Here is a 21,661-nt window from a genome sequence, read left to right on the forward strand (position 1 = left end):
GGACATCTCTGAAGGCGTCAAGAGACCGAGAATGAGGGCATCGATTCAGGCCATACCGGCGTGAATACGTCGGAGTCCATCCTCCGATAGCCCACATACAGGTCGGCAAACCAGGGAGCGGTGTCGAAGCGGGCGCGGACTTTCTCGAAACACGCTTCGGGATTTTCCGTCTCGATAAAGATATTGCATTCCGATGCGCCGACATCGTGGCCGTCCACATCGCCACCTTGCCCAATCACTTCAATAAGCGCCTCTTCGATCGCAAGCAATTCATCGAAGCTCGGAAGGTTCGGTTGCCACCACTGAAGAACGAGTTGATAACTCATGATTACCTCTTGCTGGCGAAGCGGCACCGGTAAAGCGTGAGGAAGCCCGTAAGCAACGCGGCATGCACCACGGGATAAAACAGCACGAACGCATCGACATCCCCGCCAAGGCGGAGGCGCGGCGGAAGCAGGCCGAGAAATACACCAATGACAACGACCCCGGCAAACGACCACCCCATCGAGGCGGACGGCCGGCGTGCGACCCTCGCAACGAAGCCATACGCGGCAATACCCGCAATCGATCCCATGACTTGCTCAGTGGTGGTCGTGAAAGAGAACATCTGAAAGATCAGTACACCGATCGATGCTCCGAGGGGTAGGAACGAGAGGATTCTGACCATGGCTCGATTCCTCCGCTTCCCATACACGCTCTAAGTCTCTGGCACCAACCTGAAGCCTGCAAAAGCCGACCCGTTAGGGGGCATTTCGTCCACGAGACCTCAATACGGCGACACCCGCAAAGAGAGACGCGCACACGACGGCAACCAAGACAAAGGCTGCCCCGATCGGCAGCACATAGTGCACTCCCACGAGGGCCGGTGCGAACATGGCGGCCAGCGCAAGCGGCCCCATGACCCACCACCTCGGAACGACCACGAAGGCAAAGATAATTGCCGCAAGAAAGACCGCGTATGCCGACACCAGCTTGGCGAAGTTGGCGTTATCGAGATACCACATGAAGCGATAGGCGTAGCCAAGGTAATGGACTACCAATGCGCCGAGCAGTGCAGCGATCGCGGGTGCAATGCTTCTATTTTCACCGGCACCCACTGATAGCCTCCATCTGTAAAGCTACGACAATACGGCGACGAGCAACGATTCGGCAGGATTCATGAGAGCGCCTTCAACAGTATCTACCGCACTTGCTCGCGCCTGATTTCTCTGTGCGACAGGTTGACAGCAATCAGGTGGACCTAGCCAAAGTAGAGAAGCACAACAGCAAGGATCGCCAACTCTGTCAGGAAAAAGGAAATTAGTCGAATAACCAGGACATCGTCACCTTTCTTGCAAAGTTTGTAAGCGAGATAAAAATTCGCAAAGGGCCACACCATGAAAAACGCATAGCTTGCCGGTGACCCTGTTTTGAACAGGATGGTCGACAACGTGTGACCCAACGCAATCATGGGAAGCCACAAGACAATCCATAGAAAATTCTGCATTGGTCGCTTCTGACTGTACGGACAGAGCTCGTGTCCTGGCGATCATTTAGCAGGATGAGGATGACGCACCTGACCGTCGCCACGCACGACGAAGCGTTCCACCGTCAGCGACTCGGCGCCCATGGGCCCGTAGGCATGCAGTCGCGTCGTCGATATCCCGATTTCAGTGCCAAGACCCAGTTCACCGCCATCGCTGAAGCGCGATGAGGCATTCACCATGACCACGGCGGAGCGGATCGCGCGGATGAACCGATCCGCAGTAGCCGCGTCACGCGTCGCGATGACCTCAGTATGGTCAGAACCAAACCGCCGAATATGAGCAATCGCCACGTCGATGTCGTGGACCACGCGCACCGCGATCACGAGATCGAGAAACTCCGCCGCATAGTCATCTTCACTCGCGAGCGTCACATCACCGACCAGCGCACGCGTCCCTTCATCACCGCGCACGTCGACCCCAAGTTCTCGCAGGCGTGCAATGGCCCGTGGAAGAAAGGCGGCTGAAGCATCCCGATGAACAAGCAACGTCTCGAGCGCATTGCACACACCCGGACGACTGGTCTTGCCGTCGATCAGCAGGCGCAACGCGAGATCATGATCGGCGTCACGATCCACGTAGAGGTGGCAGACACCCTTGTAGTGTTTGATCACCGGCACGCGCGCATGTTCAGTGACAAAGCGAATCAACCCCTCCCCGCCGCGAGGAATGGCTAGATCGACGATATCGACCAGCTGCAGCAACTCGACCATCGTGTCGCGGCGCGGATCGTCGATCAGCGTCAACGCCGCTTCGGGCACGCCTTGCTCACGCATCGCACGACGCAAAGCCGTCGCGATGGCAACGTTCGAATGCATAGCATCGGAACCTCCACGCAGGATCACGGCATTCCCAGCCATCAGACACAACGCAGCCGCATCGGCGGTCACGTTCGGACGCGCCTCGTAGATCATCGCGATGACGCCGAGCGGGATACGCACACGCTCCACTTCGATGCCATTGGGCCGGACATCGCGCCGTGTGACGATGCCTACCGGATCCGGCAACGTGGCTACCTCACGGATGGCGTTGGCGATCGTAGCGACACGCGCGTCGTCCAGACGAAGGCGGTCGAGCATGGCGGCGCTCGTGCCGTTATCGCGCGCTGCCGCCATGTCGACGGCGTTCGCTTCGAGCACGGCGGAGACGTCGGCATCCAGCGCGTCGGCCATGGCACGCAGCAGGCGTTGCTTCGCCGCTGTATCGAGAGAGGACACGGCCGTCGATGCGTCGCGGCAGGCCAGGGCACGTTCGCGCAGGGTAACCGTCATCGTGGCCTCGTTTATTCGGGAAGGACGACCAGGTCGTCGCGGTGGACGACGTTTTCGCCATAACTGTAGCCCAGCGCCGCCTCGATATCGCGCGTATGACGGCGCGCTATCCGGCGGACGTCGACGGCGGCGTATTGCGCGATGCCTCGTGCGAAGACGGCGTCGCCATCGGCGATCTCGATGACGTCGCCGCGGGCGAAGTCGCCTTCGGCCGCCGACACGCCGCCGGGAAGCAGCGAGGCACCCTTGCCGCGCACCGCGTTGGCGGCGCCGTCGTCGACGACGATGCGGCCTGCCGGCGGCGCGTGTCGGAGCCAGTACTTACGGGCGGCGAGGCGCGTGCTGGGGGCCTTGAGGCGCGTGCCGGTCAGGCTGCCCTCGCCCAACCGGGCGACGCAGGCGCTGTCGCGACCGTCGAACAGTACGGTTTCGATACCCGCGGCGGCCGCCTTGCTTGCCGCTTCGAGCTTCGTGCGCATGCCGCCCGTGCCGGCGGCGGTGCCCGCCCCGCCCGCGCTGGCCAGATGTTCGGGCGTGACGACATCGACGGTATCGAGGGGCCGTGCCTGCGGATCGGTACGCGGATTGGCCGTATAGAGGCCCCCGATATCCGAGGCGATGAACAGAACGTCGGCATCGACCAGCGCCGCGACGATGGCGGCAAGGTTGTCGTTGTCGCCGAGCTTCAGTTCGTCGACGGCGACGGTGTCGTTTTCGTTGATGACCGGGATCGCGCCCAGTGCGAGTAGTTCGCGCAGGGTCGAGCGTGCGTTGAGGTAGCGACGTCGGTTGCGGAGGTCGTCGTGGGTGAGCAGCACCTGGGCGACCGGGGAGTCGAAGAAGCTCTGCCAGAGGGCGATGAGACGGGTCTGGCCGAGCGCGGCGAGGGCCTGGCGACCGGTGAGGCCGGCGGCGCGCTCGGGGGCGGCGAAGCCCCTGCCGGCGGCGACGGCGCCCGAGGAAACGATGATGACTTCACGGCCGGCGCTGCGGCTCGCGCGGACGAAGGCGGCGAGGCCATCGGCGTGTTCGTCGGTCAGGGCGCCTGTGGCGGTAGTGAGGAGGCTGCTGCCGACTTTGAGGACGGCTCGGTGCCAGTCTGGGAGCGGTTGGGGCGTGAAGTGCATTGGTGTTACCCCTGGCTTTCGTGCATCTGGGGTCGCCAGCAGGGCTGGCTCCTACAGGAGCGGAAGCATTACGGTGTCCGCACTCGTGTAGGAGCCAGCCTTGCCGGCGATGGTCAGGTCAGGGCTGTGAGCCTGGCCCGCAACGTATCCAGCATCAGATCGTGGCCCGATCCCGGCGATGTACGAGCAGCCAGGCTCGACTCCGGCGAACGCCCCTCACCCGCCGAGGCCGCCGTCTCCGCCGCCGCACGGTACGCGTCACGGAACGGCACGCCCGCGACGGCCTGCTCGATCGCCACGTCCGTGGCATACATCGCCGGCTCGATGGCGGCGCGCATCTTCTCGGCCTTCCACTCGAAACGGGCGAGCATGTCAGGCAGCAGTTCAAGCGCACCGAGACCCATGGAGAAGCCATGGAACAGCGAACCCTTCGAGAACTGCAGATCGCGCTGATAACCCGACGGCAGCGACAGCAGCTGCTCGATCTCGGTGCGCGCGGCGGCGACACTGGCGTAGCTCGCGCGGAGCAACTCGACGACGTCCGGGTTGCGCTTGTTCGGCATGATCGACGAACCGGTGGTGTACTCCGCCGGCAGCTTCACGAAGTCGAATTCGGCCGTGGTGAACAACGAGAGATCCCACGCCAGACGACGCGTATCGAGCAGCGCGGTACCGACGGCATCCAGCGCCGCCATCTCGAACTTGCCGCGCGACAGCTGCGCGTAGATCGGCGATACCTGCATACGCGAGAAGCCGAGTGCCGCTGTCGTATGCGCACGGTCGAGTGGGATATTGACGCCATAGCCCGCGGCCGTACCGAGCGGATTCGCATCGATCAGCTCGAGCGCCTGGCGCGCACGCAGCGTGTTGTCGATGAAGGCCTCGGCGAACGCCGCGAACCACATGCCCGTCGAGGACACGACGGCACGCTGAATGTGCGTGTAGCCCGGCATCGGCAATGCGTCGCTGGCCGCACGCTGCAGGCAGACCCCGGCAATCTCGCGGCACAGCGTCTCGAGCGTCGAAAGCTTTTCCTTCAGCCACAGACGCGTCGCCACGAGGATCTGGTCGTTGCGGCTACGCCCCGTGTGCACGCGACGACCGGCATCGCCGAGACGCTCGGTGAGACGCGCTTCGATCGCCGAGTGGCCATCTTCGAAGCGATCGTCGAGCACGAACGCACCGGCCGAAAAGTCAGCGGCCAGCGCATCGAGTTCGCGCAACAGCGCGTCGCGCTCATCGATGGACACCACGCCGATATTGGCGAGGCCTTCGACGTGCGCCTTGCTGGCGGTGATGTCGTGCAGGAAGAATTCGCGGTCGAGCACCACGTCGTTCCCGGCGAGGAAACGCATGATTTTCGCGTCGACCTGAATACCGGATTTCTGCCAGAGCGGCTGGGTCATCGTCAGGTCCTTAAAGCGGGATGGCGGTCAGCTCGTCGAAGCCGAGCGCACGGTTGACGTTCTGCATGGCCTGGGTGGCCGCGCCCTTAAGCAGGTTGTCCAGCGTAGCGACAACCACCACGCGACGACCGTCCACGGACAGCGCGAAGCCACCCACGTCCAGATGATGCTGGTTGGCGATCTGGCTGACCCACGGCGCTTCGTCCACGACATGGATGAGCTTCTCTTTCTCGAAGCGGGCTTCAAAGCGACGGACAATGTCCTCGCGCTTCGCCTGCTTGGCCAGATAGAGATTCGTGGTCACCGTCAGGCCACGGAAATGCGGCGCGACATGCGGCATGAATTCCACCGGCATGCCCAGATGACGGCTGGCTTCCTTCTCGTGCATATGCCCGGTGAGGGAATACGGCATGAGGTTGTCGCGCAGCTTTTCGGGATCGTTGCGGTCCGACGGCGTCGTGCCCGCGCCCGAGTAACCGGATACACCGAACGACACCGGCGGCGCGGCCAGCAGGTCCTTGATCGGTGCGATCGACACCTGGATGGCCGTGGCATAGCAGCCCGGATTGCTGATGCGCTTCTCGCCGCGCCAGCGATCGCGATAGAGCTCGGGCAGGCCGTAGTACCAGCGCTCGTCGAAGCGGTAATCGGCCGAGAGGTCAACGATCACCGTCGATCCGGCCGCCTTGTCGATCGCCTCGACGTACGGTGCCGCCTTGCCGTTGGGCAAGGCGAGGATCACGACGTCGGCACCCTGCTCCGCCACGGCGGACGGATCGAGGTTGCTGTACGTCAGGTCGCCGCTGTACGCGTCGCTGTGATCGGCCAGTCGCTGGCCGTCGAGCTCACGCGACGAAACGAACGCCAGTTCCAGGTCCGGATGACCGGCGATGAGTTTGATCAGTTCGGCGCCCGTGTGTCCACGTGCGCCGACGATGCCGATGGTCTTGCTTGCCATGACCGCTCAGTCCTGCAGGGTGGGAACGCGCGACGCGCTATGCGTGACGCAGCGTTCGATATCCGCGAAGTTGTCCAGGCCGTACCAGAACACCTTCCAGAGCGACTGCTTGTAGCAGCCGTCCGACTCCGCGTAATAGAAATGATTGATGACATTGCCGTGGCGCGAACGCCAGAACAGTTTCGGATTCTCGTCGCGCATCACCTGCCACACCGCACGCCCGAGGCCTTCGCCCTGGGCGTCGTCCAGCACGGCGAACTTGTCGAGGTACGCGAAACCTTCTTCCTGCGTTAGCACCATCGCGGCGCGATAGTTCTCCGACACGTACAACCGGTAGAGATCGGTACGGTCGAAGTAGTCCGGCACGGTCTTGCGACCGAAGCTGGACTCGATCAGCTCACGCAGGCGCTCCTTGTCGACACCTCCCCACGAATCGAACCGCAGCACGCGCTCGCCGCGACGAACGAGCGTGCCCGAACCCTTGTGAGTGAACAGCTCCTTGGCCAGTTCCGAAGGACGCGTGATCGAGACCGACGAGGTCAGCGGCAGGTCGTCCAGCAGATCCTTGATCTGCTCGATTTTCAGGCGCATGCCCGAATGCAGCCACGGCTGCTTGAGCAGCTGGTCGTACTCGGTCGACAGGTTGATCGAGTCGATGACCTTGCCGTCGCCATCGAGCAGACCGCCCGTGCCGGTAAGGAACACGATCTTGTACGGCTGCAGCACGCGGACGAGTTCGTTCGCGGCGAAGTCGGCGTTGATGTTGAGGATCTGACCCGAGTCGGTTTCGCCGAGGCTGGCGATGACCGGGATCGATCCGGCGCGCAGGCTGGCTTCGATCGGCGCGAGGTTGATTTCGCGCACGCGGCCGACGAGACCGAAGACTTCCTGATCGAGGAATTCGGCGGTGAACACGCCCGAGGGCACCGACGTGGCACGCGTATCGGCTTCCTGCAGGGCTTCGACCAGACGCAGGTTCTGTGCCTGGAACACCTTGCGGACGATCGCCAGGGCTTCCGGCGAGGTCACGCGCAGGCCGTTCACCGTCTTCTTCTCGATACCGGCGGCCGAGAGCTCTTCGTCCAGCTGCGGACCCGCGCCGTGCAGCACGATGGGCGTCAGGCCGACCTGCTGCAGGAAAGATAGCGACGAGGTCAGTGCCGGCAGGTCGTCGCGCAGCACGGCGCCGCCGACCTTGACCACGGCGAAGCGCGCGGCGTCGAGCTGCGAGAAGCGCTTGAGGTATTGCTGAATTTCGCGCGCGCTGCCCATCGAGGACAGCAGTCGCACGATGGTCTTGCGGGTGTGCTTGTTAGATTCCACTGTCGACGATCCGATGGATGGTCCTGGCGTAATCCGCCAGTTGTTCGAGGAGGACCCACTCGTCGGCGCTGTGCGCCTGAGCGATGTCACCGGGGCCGTACACGAAGGTGTTGTAGCCCGCCTTGGAAAACAGGGCCGCCTCGGTCCAGAAGTCCACGGCGTTGCCCACCGGGATGCCGAGTTCATCGGCGAGGTCGCGCGCGGCAAGGCGACGCGTCTCCGCCGTGGCGGTGTCGCCCGCCGGCAGCGAATCGCCACGGAAGGTTTCGCCGTACTCGACCGGTGCCGGCTCGACCAGCGTGCGGAACGTCTCCAGCAGCTGATCCGCGTCCATCGACGGCAGCGGACGGAAGCCGAAACGGACATCCGCGGTGGGCGCGACCATGTTGGCCTTGATCCCGCCTTCGACCTTGCCGATGTTGAAGCGCAGACCGGTTAGACCACCGAAACGCTCATGCGACAGGGCCTGCACGTGATCGAGCGCAGCCGCGCCCCAGCGAATCGCCTGGTGCAACGCGCTGTCCGACGGCTTCTGCTCACCCGAGGCATGCCCTGCCCGGCCAAGGAAACGCATCTGCACCGAGTGGATGCCGCGATGCGCCAGCACCGCCTCACCCCTGGTCGGCTCGGCGACGATGATCGCCTCGTAGTCGCGCGGCGTCTTGAGAAACCCATCGATGCAACGCGCGTCGTTGGCCTCTTCGTCGGTCGACAGCAGCAACGCCATGTCGCCCTGCGTCGCGTTGGCGACGGCGACCAGCGCCGCCGCTGCACCCTTGATGTCGCAGGCGCCGAGGCCGATCGCACGGTCTTCCGTCACCCGCAGTTCGTGCGGGTTGGCGGTCCAGTGCGGGGAATCCGGCACGGTGTCCATGTGTACGTTGAACAGGTACTTTGGCTTACCGCGCACGGCGTACAGATTGACGGCACCGGCGCCGAAATCCGTCACCTGCACGTCGAACCCGGGAAGGTTCGCGCGCAGGTAGTCGAAGATGCCATCGGTACCGATGGTTCGTGGCGGATTGCGCGTGTCGAAACCGACCAGCGCACGCAGATGGGTCAGGGTGTCTTCGAGAAGCTTTTCCATGAGCCTGGATCAGTTCCCGTTGGCGCGGTCGACTTCCGCCCAGATCGTCGAGCTCATGCCGTAGAGCTTGATGAAGCCCTCGGCTTCGGCGACGCCCCAGTCGGCAGCCTGCGCGTACGTCGCCTTGGACGAATGCAGCAGGTTCTTCGATTCGACCTTCACGGCGTAGATGGAACCGCCGCGGGTCTCGACGATGACCTTGCCGTCGACCTTGCGCTGCGTCGACACGAGGTAGGCCTCGAGGTCGGCCTTGATCGGATCGTTGAAGAAGCCTTCATAGGCGACTTCCGTCCACTTGCGACCGATCTCCGGCTTGAAGCGGTTCTGCTGCTTCGACAGCACGGTTTCTTCCAGTGCGCGGTGCGCGGTGAGCAGCGCGGTCAGTGCCGGCGCCTCGAACACGATGCGGCCCTTCAGGCCGATGTTGGTGTCGCCGGTGTACAGGCTGCGACCCACGCCGTACTTCGCCAGTTCGCGGTTGAGGAAGGCGAGGATCTCGGGACCAGTGGCGGCCTTACCGTTGAGCGAGGTGGCTACACCCTTCTCGAAGCCGAGTTCGATACGCAGCGGTTCGGACGGCCATTCGGCGCGCGGCGCGCACCAGCCGATCGCGCCTTCGCCAGGAATTTCCCAGGCGTCGATCTCGCCGCCGGAGATGGTCACGCCCAGCACGTTCTCGTTGATCGTGTAGTGCTTGGTCTTGGCGCGGACTTCGAAGCCCTTGTCTTCCAGGTACTTCTGCTCGTAAGCGCGGACCTGGGTGTGCTCGCGCTGGATCTCGCGGATCGGCGCGACGATGGTGTAGTCGCCGAGGGCGCGGACGGTCAGGTCGAAACGCACCTGGTCGTTGCCCATGCCCGTGCAGCCGTGGGCGAACAGCTTGGTGCCGAGCTCGTCGCAACGCTCCAGGGAGGCCTTCACGATGAGGTAGCGATCGGACACCAGCAGCGGGTACTGGCCCTGATAGAACTCGCCGGCCCAGATCAGCGGGGTGACGAAGGTGTCCCAGATCGCCTGCGAGGCGTCGACGGTGCGGTGCGAGGCGGCGCCCAGTTCGGTCGCGCGCTGCTCGATGTACTCACGCTCTTCCGCCGAGACGCCGCCAGTATCGACGAACACGGTGTGCACGGCATAGCCGCGCTCCATCAGGTACGGAACGCAGAAGCTGGTGTCGAGGCCGCCGGAAAACGCGAGAACGATATCTTTGCTGGACATGCTGGCTCCAAAATAAGGGAAAAGGGAAAGAGCGAATCAGAAACCGAGGCCGGACTTCGCGCCCGACGCGTGCGAGATGAGCGAAGCCATCACCGCCTTCTGCACGTGCAGGCGGTTTTCGGCTTCGTCGATGGCGATGCACGCCGGCGAGTCCATCACCGCGTCCGTCGCCTTGATGTTCCGGCGCAGCGGGAGGCAGTGGCTGAACAGGCCGTTGTCGGTGAGCGCCATCTTGGCCTCGTCGACGATGAAGTGCTTGTTGGCGTCACGAATGGCCTTTTCTTCGTCCCAGCGACCGAAGTAGGGAATCGCGCCCCAGCTCTTCGCGTAGATCACGTGCGCGCCGCTGTACGCCGATTCGATGTCATGTGACACCTGCAGCGAGCCGCCGTTCTCGGCCGCGTTCCGCTTCGCGAATTCCATGTAGCGCTCGTCGAGGATGTATTCCGGCGTCGGGCACAGCAGGGTCACGTCCATGCCCATCCTGGTCGCGATCATCAGCGCCGAGTTGGCCACCGCCGTGTTCAGCGGCTTCGGATGATAGGTCCACGTCAGCACGTATTTCTTGTTCTGGAGATCGCCCAGATGCTCCTTCATGGCCAGCGCATGGGCCAGCTCCTGACAGGGATGGGTGATCGTCTCCATGTTGATCACCGGCACCGTGGCATAGCGCGCGAACGCCTTCAGCACGATGTCCTGACGATCCACCTGCCAGTCGACGAATTTGGGGAAGGCGCGCACGGCGATGATGTCCGCGTAGCGCGACAGCACCTGGGCGACCTCGGCGATGTGCTCTTCCGTATCGCCGTCCATCACCGTACCGACCTCGAACTCGATCGGCCACGCGTCCTTGCCCGGGGAAAGCACCACGGCGTGCCCGCCCAGCTGGAACGCGCCCAGCTCGAAGCTGGTCCGGGTCCGCATGGAGGGGTTGAAGAACATCAGCGCGATCGACTTGCCAGCCAGCTGCTGACCCTGCGGCGAGCGCTTGAATTCGGCGGCCTGCTCGAGCAGGGCGTCGATCTCGGCGCGGCTGTAGTCCTGGGTATTGAGGAAGTGGCGAACGGTCATGGCGGTCCAGATCGGTCGGTGGCCCGGGGGCCGTGGGTGGAATATCAGGAATCGGAAACGAAAAAACCCGGCACGGGGCCGGGTTTTTTAGTCGATGCGAATGAAATGCGCGCGACAGCCTACCCGGCCGAATGTCCGATGTACGGTCGACGAGCACGCGACGTCATCCCAGCGGCCATGCGGGCGCTAGTGAAGACAACGGCGGTGTAGACAGTATGGGACACGGCAGGGTCGGCGAAGATGGAACCCCGATCATGCCGGGATTTGGTGCGTTGCGCAACATTGCTTCGGGCTCGGGCTCGGCTTCGCCATCGCATGGGGGTGCTTGCGCTGAGGCACGGGAGCGGTCGGCTGCCATTCTTGTCGCTAAGTCCTCCTACGGCCTTCGCCTTCGTGCGGAAGCGCTCCAAGAACGGCAGCCGACCACTCCCTTCCAACGCGACGGGGCACGTGGAAGACGAGCAAATCGCGGAACCTGCGCGCGCCGCGGTGATCGACATCGTGGGCAGCACCGCACGCACGGATCACACCTCATGCTGCTCGCCGCTTTCCCCACCCGCAACCTCTTGGTTGGGAGGGCGGGGGCGGGTGTCGTTCTCGGAGCGCTTCCGCACGTAGGCGAAGGCCGAAGGAGGACTTAGCGACGAGAATGGCACCCGCCCCCGCCCCCGCCCCCGCCCCCCGCCCGTGCCCCGACGCGCGCCCAAAAAAAGGCCGCGATCGCTCGCGGCCTTTCTCGACATCATGGCGAGGCGGTCAGTCCGCCGGCGCCACGTTGACGCGGACCCGCAGGCGCTCGCCCGGGTCGTAGTTCAGGCGCGAGACGTAGACCTCACCGCGATATCGGTATTCGACATCGTAGCCGGCGATGCGGCGCTGCTCGGAGACCGAGCTCACGTCGCGGCAGCGGGTTTCGGTGCTCTCGTAAGTGCGGTCGCCGTTGTGGGAGATGTTGTTGCCCACGGCGCCGCCGGCCACCGCGCCAACCACGGTGGCGGCCTTACGGCCGTCGCCCTTGCCGACGGTATTGCCCAGGACACCACCGACCACCGCGCCGAGGATGGTGCCGGCGGTGCTGTTGCCACTGGACTCACGACGGACGACTGGCTGGTCGTAGCACTCCTGACGCGGCGTCTCGACACGCGCGACGCCGTAGACGGGGTCCACGCGCAGCACGTCGGCCCAGCCGAAATGGGTGTTGTCATCCGGACCCACGGCACCCGGGGGTGGCGGCGGTGGCGCATAACGGCCGTCCTGGGCGCTGGCGCCAGAGGCGAAAACGGCGAGGATGAGCGCAGGGATAAGCAGGCGAGACATGTAGGAAAACCTCCAGCCAGGCGCACGGGCGCGCCTACTGGTACGCATTTCATCAAGTTCACGCTGAATCCACGCTTAGAACCTCGCGCGGGCGAATTCACGCACGATGTCAACCGATTCGCGCCACGTGCGTGCGCCCGGGAAGGCGGCGGGCTTGTTACTATCTGCGACCGGCCGCCCGCCGCGCCCGTCCACGGATCCACGATGCCGATCTCGCTCTACAACACCTTGTCGCGCCGCACGGAGGCGTTCACCCCGATCGATCCGAACCGGGTGACGATGTACGTCTGTGGGCCGACCGTCTACAACTACATCCATATCGGCAATGCCCGGCCGCCGGTCGTGTTCGACGTGCTGGCGCGGCTGATCCGCCGCCACTACCCGAATCTCGTGTACGCGCGGAACATCACCGACGTCGACGACAAGATCAACGCCGCCGCGTCCGCCGCGGGCGTGCCGATCGGTCAGATCACCGAGCGATTCACTCAGGCCTATCGTGAGGACATGGCCCGGCTGGGCGTCGCGGCGCCGGACGTCGAACCCCACGCCACGGACCACATTCCACAGATCGTGGCGATGATCGAGCGTCTGATCGCCTCCGGCCACGCCTACGAGGCCGAGGGCCATGTCCTCTTCCATGTGGAGTCGTATGCCGAGTACGGCGCCCTTTCCGGTCGCGACCCGGAGGACCTGATCGCCGGCGCCCGTGTCGAGGTGGCTCCGTACAAGAAGAGCCCCGGTGACTTCGTGCTCTGGAAGCCCTCCGACGCCACCCTGCCCGGCTGGGACAGTCCCTGGGGCCGTGGCCGTCCGGGCTGGCACATCGAGTGCTCGGCCATGAGCGAAGCCCATCTGGGTGAGACCATCGACATCCATGCCGGCGGCGTCGACCTGACGTTCCCGCACCACGAAAACGAAATCGCCCAGAGCGTCTGCGCCCACGGCGGCAAGACCTTTGCGCGCTACTGGCTGCATAACGGCATGCTGACCTTCGACGGTCGCAAGATGTCGAAGTCGCTGGGTAACGTGCTTCAGCTGCACGAACTGCTGGGCAGACACCCCGGCGAAGCGCTGCGCCTGATGCTCCTGCGCGGGCATTACCGCCAGCCGCTGGACTGGTCGGAAAGCGCACTCACCCAGTCCGTGCGTACACTGGACGGCTGGTACGGCGCCCTGCGCGACATGGCGGATGTCGATGCCGGCGATGCGGTCATGCCAGCGGCCGTCGAAGCGGCCCTGTGCGACGACCTCAACACCCCGCAGGCCCTGGCGGAGATCTCCCAGCTGGCCGACGCGGCACGCCGCGCCACGGGCGACGAGCGCGCCGCCGCCAAGGCGGCGCTGCTGGGTGGCGCCGGCCTGCTCGGCTTGCTGCAGGAAGACCCGGAAAGCTGGTTCCGTCAGGGCAACCCGGGCGAATGCATCGACGAGGCCGCCATCGAGGCCTTGCTCGAGGAGCGCCGGGCGGCTCGTGCCGCGAAGGACTTCGCGCGCTCGGACGCCATCCGCGACCAGCTCAGGGAGCTGGGCATCGCCATTGAAGACGGCGCACAGGGCACGCGCTGGAGCGTGGTGAAAGCATGAGCGAGCCGATCGAATCCACCGCCCTCGAGGCCCAGGCGGCCATCGCCGAAGAGTTCGCCTTTTTCAGCGACTGGACGGAACGCTACCAGTACCTGATCGACCTCGGTCGCCAGCTGCCTGCCTTTCCCGATGAGCGCAAAACGGAAGAGAACCGGGTCCACGGCTGCCAGTCCATGGTCTGGCTGATTCCGTCGGGCGATGCCTCGAAGATGCATTTCGACGCCGCCAGCGATTCGGCGATCGTCTCGGGCCTCATCGCGCTGGTGCTGCGCGTGTACTCCGACCGGTCGGCCCGCGAGATCGTGGACACCGAGCCGAGCTTCATCCAGGACATCGGGCTGGCCAAGCATCTGTCGCCCACCCGGTCGAATGGCCTGGCGGCGATGCTAGTCAAACTGAAGGCCTACGCGGCCGCAACGCTGGCGTGACCTGTACGCGGCCGCGCGACGCTGACGTGACTTGCACGCGGCCGCGCGGCGCTGACGTGACTTGCACGCGGCGCTGACGTCACCTGTAGGAGCGCGCCCTGCGCGCGATGCCTTTCGCGCGCAGGGCTGTAGTGGCCGGGTATTTGAGGACCACGCATAGGAGCGTTAAGCCGCCATCCTCTCAAACTCGGCTGGCGGGCGGTAGTCGAGCGCGGAGTGCAGGCGCTCGTGGTTGTAATAGCGAACCAGATAGTCGATCGCGTCTTGTGATGCCAGAGCTCGGGTCGGGAAGGTTTCCTCGCCGAACCACTCCTGTTTAAGGCTTCGGAAGACGCGTTCGACGACGGCGTTGTCCCAGCAGTTCCCCTTTCGGCTCATGCTTTGAACGATGCCGTGCCGGGCCAGATGTTGGGTGTAGCGATCGGAGGTGTACGAGGCGCCCTGATCGGTGTGCATGACTAACCCGGGAGCCGGCTGGCGCAAGCCGATGGCCAGTTCGTTGGCCTTGATGGCCAGTCGTGAATCGGGCGTGTGGCTTGTGGCCCAGCCGACGATTCGCCGGGAGTACAGATCGACCACGATGGCCAGATAGAGGAAGCCCTGGCCCGTTCGGATGAAGGTGATGTCGCCGGCCCAGGTCTGGTTGGGACGCGCCGGATCGAACTGTCGGTTGACGATATTTTCGGCCGGTGCAGGTTTCGTGTTGCGTCTGGCGTAATGAAACCGCTTCTTCCTCAGTCGAATGTCCAGCCGGCGCATCAGTGTCGCCGCCCGTTCGCGACCCACACGAAAGCCGTGCCGGCACAGGCTGCGCGCAAGGCGGCGTGCGCCATAGCTGCGGCGACTATCCCGATGAATGGCCAGAGCGGTCTGGGCAAGCCCTTCGTCGATGGCGGGAGCCGCCTTGACGGGGGCGTAGTGCCGGCTCCGGGGCCAGCCAAGAATCGCGTAGACCTGTCGTATCGACAAATCCCCTCTCACCTTTTGGACGATCTCGGCTTTCGCAAGATGGCGGCCAGGTGAGAGGGCAACTGTTTTTTTAGGACGTCACGCTCCTGTGCCAACACCGCACGAGCGTCTTCAGAGGCTTTCAGCTGTCCCTGAAGCTGCGCGATGAGGCGCCGCTGCTCCACCGGATCGTCCGGTATCGCCGCTTGCCGTTCACGCCATTCCTCCACCCATCGCCTCAGGGCCGTCGGCCCCAGACCCATCATCTGAGCGGCTTGAGGCGGGGTATATCCCACCTCGACCACCAGTCGTATTGCCTCGGCTTTGACCGCTGCCGGAATTTTTCTATGAGCCATGATTCACCTCGCAGGAGATTTTGCTCCTACTTGGTGGTCCTGAAAAACCCGGCCATTACAGGCGCGCTCCTACGACAGCAGGCAAGAAAAAACCCTCGCGATCGCTCGCGAGGGTTTTTTTAGACCGCGGCAAAACAGGCGATCAGTCGCCCATCTGTTTCTGCAGGTGCTCGCGGCGCTCCTGTGCATCGAGCGTCAGCGTGGCGATCGGGCGGGCGTCGAGACGCTCCACGCCGATTTCCTCGTCGGTCTCTTCGCAGAAACCGTAGCGGCCTTCCTCGATCCGGCGCAGGGCCTTGTCGATCTTGGAGATCAGCTTGCGGTAGCGGTCGCGGGTGCGCAGCTCGAGCGAGTTCTCGGTCTCGCGCGTGGCGCGCTCCGCTTCGTCACCCACGTCGCGGACTTCCTCACGGAGGTTGTCCATGGTCTGGCGGGATTCTTCGACCAGCTGGTCGCGCCAGTCCTTCAGCTTGTTGCGGAAATAGGCCAGGTGACGAGGACTCATGTACTCCTCGTCGGGACCCGGCTTGTAACCCTTCGGCAGGTCGATGACAGTCGAAGCCGGCAGCGCATAGCGGCCGTCTTCGCGCGTGATGCCGTTGTCGGCGGTGTGGGAAGTGGTGCTGTTCATGCTGGAGTGCGTGGAATTCTCGTTACTGGATGAGGTAGCGCTACCCACCGCGGAGGCACTCCGCGGCGATGTAGCGGCAACGGCCGATGCCGTCCTGCCCTGGGCGGGCGTCGGTGCATCGTGGGCCGGGGCGGATGACTTCGCCGCCGGCGTTGGAGCGGGAGCCGGCGCGGCCTTGGCCGGCGTCGGCTTGGTCTTGGCCGCTGCCGCCTTACTTACGGCGGGAGCGGTGGATTTCGTCGCGGCGGGAGCCGCATGGGAAGCCGCTGGTTTTGTCGCCGTTTTAACGGGCGCCTTTGCCGCCGGCTTGGCGTTCTTGACGGGCGCGGCCTTGGCGGGTGTCTTCGCCACGGCCTTTTTCGCGGGCGCGGCGGATTTCACCGGCGCGGCCTTGACCGCTGCCTTCTTCGCCGGCGCCTTGGCCGCCTTTACCCCGGCCACAACCGTTTTGGCCGTCTTCACGTCGCCCGCGCCGCCCTTCTTGGCGGCGCCCTTGGCGGCTGCGGAACTGCTAGCGTTTTTCGCCATAATCCTTCACCTCGGTGGCCGTGGCGGCGGGGTGTTATAGCCCAGAAGCGTTACCCCAGCAACCTCTCTTCTGGGATACTGTCTTCTGGCTTACGCCGGTCGACACCGGACTCATAGTGACCCGCCTCCTCTTAATCCTGATTTCCTTCTACAAACGGTGGCTCAGTCCCCTCCTTGGGGCCCGATGCCGCTTCCATCCATCCTGTTCCGATTATGCCCGCGTCGCCATAGCCCGTTTCGGGCCGGCACGTGGCGCGGTTCTGGGAACCTGGCGCATCCTGCGCTGCCAGCCGCTGTGTGAAGGCGGCCACGACCCCGTCCCCGACCAATTCGTCCTGCGCCGATGTGGCGCCCAAGGAGCTGATACCCATGACTGATGCCTGGCTCATCAAGAACGCCGAACTGATCAACGAAGGCCGCCGGTTCACCGCCGACTTACGTGTCCGTGACGGAAAAATCGCGACGATTGCGCAGCATCTGGCAACGGAACGTGACGAACAGGTTATCGACGCCACGGGCCTCTGGCTGCTGCCCGGAATGATCGACGATCAGGTGCACTTCCGTGAGCCGGGTCTCACGCAGAAGGCTGACCTGGCGCACGAGTCGCGCGCCTGCGCGGCAGGCGGCATCACCAGCTTCATGGAAATGCCCAATACCAAGCCGCCCGCACTGGACCGCGATTCGCTGGAATACAAGTACGAGCTCGCCGCCAAGTCCTCCGTGGTCAACTACGCCTTCTACATGGGCGCCAGTAACGACAACCTCGAGGCGATCCGCGCGCTCGATCCGAAGGCCGCACCCGGCGTGAAGGTTTTCATGGGTGCGTCGACCGGCAACATGCTGGTGGATAACCCGGAGACCCTCGACGGTATCTTTCGCGACACCCCGGTGCCGATCATCACGCACTGCGAAGACACGCCGATGATCGACGAGAACCTCGCCATGGCGCACGAACAGTACGGCGACGATATCCCGATGTGGGAGCACCCGCACATCCGCTCGCGTGAGGCTTGCATCAAGTCCACCCGTCTGGCGATTTCCCTGGCGAAAAAGCACAACACCCGCCTGCACGTGCTGCATATCTCCACGGCCGACGAACTGGCGCTGTTCGAGCCGGGCCCGATCGAGGGCAAGCGCATCACGGCGGAAACCTGCGTGCACTTCCTGCACTTCGGCGGCAAGGCCGACTATGACGCGAAGGGTTCTTTCATCAAGTGCAACCCCGCGATCAAGGACGAGGCCGATCGCGACGCGATTACCAAAGCTCTCGCCGAAGGCCGACTCGACGTCCTGGCCACCGACCACGCGCCGCATCTGCTGGAAGAAAAGGCACAGAAGTACGACAAGGCGCCGTCGGGCCTGCCGCTCGTGCAGTTCGCGCTGCAGGCCGCTCTCGAGCGCGTGCATGAAGGCAAGCTCACGCTCGAGCGTGTGGTCGAGGCGGTTTGTCACGCACCGGCCAAGCTGTTCGACGTCGAGAAGCGCGGCTTCCTGCGCGAGGGCTACGCGGCCGATCTGGTCCTGGTCGACCCGAAGAAAAAGCACACGGTGACACGCGAGGAAGTTCTCTCGAAGTGCGGCTGGTCGCCGTTCGAGGGTGAGACGTTCTCGAGCAGCATCGTGTCGACCTTCGTCAATGGACAGCGTGTTTTCGACGGCAAGACCGTCGACGGCGATGTCCGTGGCCAGCGCCTGACGTTCGACCGACCGGCGAGTGGTGCGGCCAAGGCATGAGGAAAATCGCAAGCGCTGCACTCGCTCTGTGGATGACCGCGGCCGCCGCGGCCGCGGTCCCCGACCTGCCCTCGACGGTGTCGCAGGGCGGGCTGGTCATCGGCCACGCGCCCCGGGGCTCTCACGTCACCGTCGCCGGCAAGCCCGTGCATGTCGGCGACGACGGCATCTTCGTCTTCGGTGCCGGACGGGATGAGAAAGGTCCCATCGTCGTCACTGTCGGCACGGAGAAACGGGTGGTCGAGGTCATCCCTCGCGACTGGCCGATGGAGCGCGTCGAGGGTGTGCCGCCGAAGACGGTGAACCCGCCGCCGGACATCGCGGCGCGCATCGAACGCGAGCAGGCCGGGGTGGTCGCGGCACGTAACCGTGACGATACGCGCGAGGACTTCGCCCACGGCTTCATCTGGCCGGTGACGGGTCGTATCAGCGGGCGTTTCGGCAATCAGCGCATCTACAACGGCGACCCGAAGGCGCCGCACTCGGGCATGGACATCGCCGTACCTGAAGGCACGCCGGTGAAAGCACCCGCGGACGGCATCATCACGTTCGCCAGCCCGGATCTCTATCTCACCGGCGGCACCGTGCTGCTCGACCACGGCTTCGGCCTGTCGTCGAACTTCCTGCACCTGTCACGAATCGACGTGCGGGTCGGTGAGCATGTGCGTCAGGGGCAGATCATCGGTGCGGCCGGGAAGACCGGACGCGCGACGGGACCCCACGTGCACTGGGGCTTCAACTGGTTCGGAACACGGCTGGATCCGTTGCTGCTGCCTGGGATTCACTGACAGGTCGCCTATAGCCGCGTCCATTGTAGGAGCGAGGCTGTAGTGGCCGGGTATTTGAGGACCACGCATAGGAGCGTTAAGCCGCCATCCTCTCAAACTCGGCTGGCGGGCGGTAGTCGAGCGCGGAGTGCAGGCGCTCGTGGTTGTAATAGCGAACCAGATAGTCGATCGCGTCTTGTGATGCCAGAGCTCGGGTCGGGAAGGTTTCCTCGCCGAACCACTCCTGTTTAAGGCTTCGGAAGACGCGTTCGACGACGGCGTTGTCCCAGCAGTTCCCCTTTCGGCTCATGCTTTGAACGATGCCGTGCCGGGCCAGATGTTGGGTGTAGCGATCGGAGGTGTACGAGGCGCCCTGATCGGTGTGCATGACTAACCCGGGAGCCGGCTGGCGCAAGCCGATGGCCAGTTCGTTGGCCTTGATGGCCAGTCGTGAATCGGGCGTGTGGCTTGTGGCCCAGCCGACGATTCGCCGGGAGTACAGATCGACCACGATGGCCAGATAGAGGAAGCCCTGGCCCGTTCGGATGAAGGTGATGTCGCCGGCCCAGGTCTGGTTGGGACGCGCCGGATCGAACTGTCGGTTGACGATATTTTCGGCCGGTGCAGGTTTCGTGTTGCGTCTGGCGTAATGAAACCGCTTCTTCCTCAGTCGAATGTCCAGCCGGCGCATCAGTGTCGCCGCCCGTTCGCGACCCACACGAAAGCCGTGCCGGCACAGGCTGCGCGCAAGGCGGCGTGCGCCATAGCTGCGGCGACTATCCCGATGAATGGCCAGAGCGGTCTGGGCAAGCCCTTCGTCGATGGCGGGAGCCGCCTTGACGGGGGCGTAGTGCCGGCTCCGGGGCCAGCCAAGAATCGCGTAGACCTGTCGTATCGACAAATCCCCTCTCACCTTTTGGACGATCTCGGCTTTCGCAAGATGGCGGCCAGGTGAGAGGGCAACTGTTTTTTTAGGACGTCACGCTCCTGTGCCAACACCGCACGAGCGTCTTCAGAGGCTTTCAGCTGTCCCTGAAGCTGCGCGATGAGGCGCCGCTGCTCCACCGGATCGTCCGGTATCGCCGCTTGCCGTTCACGCCATTCCTCCACCCATCGCCTCAGGGCCGTCGGCCCCAGACCCATCATCTGAGCGGCTTGAGGCGGGGTATATCCCACCTCGACCACCAGTCGTATTGCCTCGGCTTTGACCGCTGCCGGAATTTTTCTATGAGCCATGATTCACCTCGCAGGAGATTTTGCTCCTACTTGGTGGTCCTGAAAAACCCGGCCATTACAGCCCTGCTCGCGACCGACGTTCGCGCGGGTCTGCGCGAGCGGGGCGAAGAGCTTCGCGAGCAGGGCTCGCTCCTACAACGCAAGGCGCTAGCGCGCCTTGCTGGCAAACGCCACGGCGTCGTGCGGGTGCAGGCTCTCGTGATGGGCCACGCGGACGTGGAAGTCGGCGACGTTTCGGTCGGCCTCCAGCGTCTTCTGGATACGACGGGCGGCGTCTTCGCAGAACATCAGATTCTGACCATTGGCCAGCGCGAACGCCTGCTCGTCCGCACGCTTGACCGCCGTCTGGACGGGAGTCCCGAGCGCGGCCTCCACGTTGTCGATCAGCGTGATCAGCGGGAAGACGCCGTCGCCGGCGGGACGCACGCGGATCGTGGCCGTGCTGCGCTGGGCATGCGGGGTCGCCACGATGCCCTTCTCCGTGCCCAGCCAGGCGAGGATCGTTTCCCGGTCCAGCGGCTGACCGGCCGCGAACGTGCTGGCGAAATTGTCCTGGATAAGCTGGCGTGACAGCGCGGCGGAGGCGGGACAGGTCGAGGAGTAGACCACGTCGGTGACGATCTCGAGGCGGAAGGTCTCTCCCGTGAGCGTCGCATCGATCGTGATCGAGTAGGAGCGCCAGCCGCTGTTGTCGCTGCGCAACGCATGGCGACGGACGAGGTGGTCGAAGCCGATCGTGATCCGCGCGTGGTCCGACAGCCCCTCATGCGAACTCAGGAAGTCGTTCAGCAGACGCCTGATGCCGTCGATCGTCAGCGGTCCGGCCGATAGCGCCTCGGAGACCAGCAGGTAGAGGCGTGACATGTGGATGCCGCGCGCCTCCGCTTTGGTGAGATTGACGAAGGCACCGACGCGGGCGCCGGTGGACCGCACGTCGCCGTCGCCGGCATCGAACGCGACCGGCATTTCCATGCCGTCCATACCCACCCAGTCGAGCGTACCGAGGGCGAGCGCGTGTTCCTGAGAGGCGACGTCAGGCAGCAGGCGAGTGGGGGAATCGTGGATGTACATCGGGGAATATCCTAGGGGGCCAGTCGTATCCGGCCTACCGTGCCGAGATGGGGGCCCGACTCACGGGCTCAATGGTGGGT

The 21,661-nt window shown here is 64.4% G+C and carries 24 protein-coding genes; 6 read left to right on the forward strand and 18 right to left on the reverse strand.

Features of this window, described 5'->3' with window-relative positions; translation table 11 throughout:
- Positions 1-17: 17 nt before the first annotated feature.
- The 12 genes from FA85_RS03745 to FA85_RS03805 form a co-directional block, all read right to left on the reverse strand.
- Positions 18-326: a hypothetical protein gene (locus tag FA85_RS03745; RefSeq protein ID WP_036111792.1), complete on the reverse strand. Its 309-nt coding sequence runs from the start codon at positions 324-326 to the stop codon at positions 18-20.
- A gap of 2 nt (positions 327-328) precedes the next feature.
- Positions 329-667, reverse strand: coding sequence for a hypothetical protein (locus tag FA85_RS03750; protein ID WP_036111789.1), 339 nt, complete (start codon positions 665-667; stop codon positions 329-331).
- Between the two features lie 73 nt (positions 668-740).
- Positions 741-1,097 (reverse strand): hypothetical protein, encoded by a 357-nt coding sequence (locus FA85_RS03755; RefSeq protein ID WP_036111787.1) that lies wholly within the window; start codon positions 1,095-1,097, stop codon positions 741-743.
- Positions 1,098-1,528: 431 nt separating this feature from the next.
- Positions 1,529-2,794, reverse strand: a complete 1,266-nt coding sequence (locus tag FA85_RS03765; RefSeq protein WP_036111782.1) for a glutamate-5-semialdehyde dehydrogenase — start codon at positions 2,792-2,794, stop codon at positions 1,529-1,531.
- Positions 2,795-2,805: 11 nt separating this feature from the next.
- Positions 2,806-3,921, reverse strand: coding sequence for a glutamate 5-kinase (gene proB, locus FA85_RS03770; protein ID WP_036111780.1), 1,116 nt, complete (start codon positions 3,919-3,921; stop codon positions 2,806-2,808).
- Positions 3,922-4,034: 113 nt separating this feature from the next.
- Positions 4,035-5,327 (reverse strand): argininosuccinate lyase, encoded by a 1,293-nt coding sequence (locus tag FA85_RS03775; protein ID WP_036111778.1) that lies wholly within the window; start codon positions 5,325-5,327, stop codon positions 4,035-4,037.
- A gap of 10 nt (positions 5,328-5,337) precedes the next feature.
- A complete protein-coding gene (gene argC, locus FA85_RS03780) occupies positions 5,338-6,285 on the reverse strand; it encodes an N-acetyl-gamma-glutamyl-phosphate reductase (protein WP_036111775.1) in 948 nt (315 codons plus the stop codon).
- A gap of 6 nt (positions 6,286-6,291) precedes the next feature.
- Complete coding sequence (locus FA85_RS03785) at positions 6,292-7,608, reverse strand: acetylglutamate kinase (protein ID WP_036111773.1); 1,317 nt, start codon at positions 7,606-7,608, stop codon at positions 6,292-6,294.
- The gene (locus tag FA85_RS03790; RefSeq protein WP_036111770.1) at positions 7,598-8,695 is read right to left on the reverse strand and encodes an acetylornithine deacetylase; all 1,098 of its coding nucleotides are present in this window, start codon (positions 8,693-8,695) and stop codon (positions 7,598-7,600) included. Before FA85_RS03790 ends, FA85_RS03785 begins: the two co-directional genes overlap by 11 nt.
- Positions 8,696-8,704: 9 nt before the next feature.
- Positions 8,705-9,910, reverse strand: coding sequence for an argininosuccinate synthase (locus tag FA85_RS03795; protein WP_036111768.1), 1,206 nt, complete (start codon positions 9,908-9,910; stop codon positions 8,705-8,707).
- A gap of 36 nt (positions 9,911-9,946) precedes the next feature.
- Positions 9,947-10,981 (reverse strand): N-acetylornithine carbamoyltransferase, encoded by a 1,035-nt coding sequence (locus tag FA85_RS03800; protein WP_036111765.1) that lies wholly within the window; start codon positions 10,979-10,981, stop codon positions 9,947-9,949.
- Between the two features lie 756 nt (positions 10,982-11,737).
- A complete protein-coding gene (locus FA85_RS03805; RefSeq protein WP_036111763.1) occupies positions 11,738-12,298 on the reverse strand; it encodes a glycine zipper 2TM domain-containing protein in 561 nt (186 codons plus the stop codon).
- A gap of 204 nt (positions 12,299-12,502) precedes the next feature.
- Between FA85_RS03805 and cysS the strand changes: the two genes are divergently transcribed.
- Together cysS and FA85_RS03815 are read left to right on the forward strand one after the other, a co-directional pair.
- A complete protein-coding gene (cysS, locus tag FA85_RS03810) occupies positions 12,503-13,882 on the forward strand; it encodes a cysteine--tRNA ligase (protein WP_036111759.1) in 1,380 nt (459 codons plus the stop codon).
- Positions 13,879-14,310, forward strand: a complete 432-nt coding sequence (locus FA85_RS03815) for a SufE family protein (RefSeq protein WP_036111755.1) — start codon at positions 13,879-13,881, stop codon at positions 14,308-14,310. The genes cysS and FA85_RS03815 overlap by 4 nt, the downstream gene beginning before the upstream one ends.
- A 165-nt stretch (positions 14,311-14,475) precedes the next feature.
- Here FA85_RS03815 and FA85_RS03820 read toward each other — a convergent pair whose 3' ends face one another.
- The 3 genes from FA85_RS03820 to dksA all read right to left on the reverse strand — a co-directional run bounded on the left by FA85_RS03820 (position 14,476) and on the right by dksA (position 16,245).
- A complete protein-coding gene (locus FA85_RS03820; protein WP_239739771.1) occupies positions 14,476-15,279 on the reverse strand; it encodes an IS3 family transposase in 804 nt (267 codons plus the stop codon).
- An 8-nt stretch (positions 15,280-15,287) separates the two neighbouring features.
- Positions 15,288-15,614, reverse strand: a complete 327-nt coding sequence (locus tag FA85_RS03825) for a transposase (RefSeq protein ID WP_036109331.1) — start codon at positions 15,612-15,614, stop codon at positions 15,288-15,290.
- A 142-nt stretch (positions 15,615-15,756) separates the two neighbouring features.
- Positions 15,757-16,245, reverse strand: coding sequence for an RNA polymerase-binding protein DksA (gene dksA / locus FA85_RS03830; RefSeq protein WP_079522918.1), 489 nt, complete (start codon positions 16,243-16,245; stop codon positions 15,757-15,759).
- Between dksA and FA85_RS20750 the strand changes: the two genes are divergently transcribed.
- From FA85_RS20750 to FA85_RS03850, 4 genes are all read left to right on the forward strand, one after another.
- Entirely contained in the window at positions 16,232-16,813 is a 582-nt protein-coding gene (locus tag FA85_RS20750) for a hypothetical protein (RefSeq protein ID WP_156108694.1), read from the forward strand. The genes dksA and FA85_RS20750 overlap by 14 nt on opposite strands.
- Before the next feature lie 73 nt (positions 16,814-16,886).
- Positions 16,887-17,150: a membrane protein insertion efficiency factor YidD gene (yidD, locus tag FA85_RS21370; protein ID WP_239739959.1), complete on the forward strand. Its 264-nt coding sequence runs from the start codon at positions 16,887-16,889 to the stop codon at positions 17,148-17,150.
- Positions 17,143-18,507: a dihydroorotase gene (locus FA85_RS03845; protein WP_036111748.1), complete on the forward strand. Its 1,365-nt coding sequence runs from the start codon at positions 17,143-17,145 to the stop codon at positions 18,505-18,507. Before yidD ends, FA85_RS03845 begins: the two co-directional genes overlap by 8 nt.
- Before the next feature lie 32 nt (positions 18,508-18,539).
- On the forward strand, positions 18,540-19,295 hold the full coding sequence (locus FA85_RS03850; protein WP_051943427.1) for a M23 family metallopeptidase: 756 nt from the start codon (positions 18,540-18,542) through the stop codon (positions 19,293-19,295).
- Positions 19,296-19,371: 76 nt separating this feature from the next.
- Here FA85_RS03850 and FA85_RS03855 read toward each other — a convergent pair whose 3' ends face one another.
- The 3 genes from FA85_RS03855 to folE2 all read right to left on the reverse strand — a co-directional run bounded on the left by FA85_RS03855 (position 19,372) and on the right by folE2 (position 21,581).
- Positions 19,372-20,175 (reverse strand): IS3 family transposase, encoded by an 804-nt coding sequence (locus tag FA85_RS03855; protein ID WP_239739771.1) that lies wholly within the window; start codon positions 20,173-20,175, stop codon positions 19,372-19,374.
- Between the two features lie 8 nt (positions 20,176-20,183).
- Positions 20,184-20,510 (reverse strand): transposase, encoded by a 327-nt coding sequence (locus FA85_RS03860; protein ID WP_036109331.1) that lies wholly within the window; start codon positions 20,508-20,510, stop codon positions 20,184-20,186.
- Positions 20,511-20,657: 147 nt separating this feature from the next.
- A complete protein-coding gene (gene folE2 / locus FA85_RS03865; protein WP_036111740.1) occupies positions 20,658-21,581 on the reverse strand; it encodes a GTP cyclohydrolase FolE2 in 924 nt (307 codons plus the stop codon).
- Positions 21,582-21,661: the final 80 nt, after the last annotated feature.

The sequence above is a fragment of the Luteibacter mycovicinus genome (assembly GCF_000745235.1).
Taxonomy (GTDB): Bacteria; Pseudomonadota; Gammaproteobacteria; order Xanthomonadales; family Rhodanobacteraceae; genus Luteibacter; species Luteibacter mycovicinus.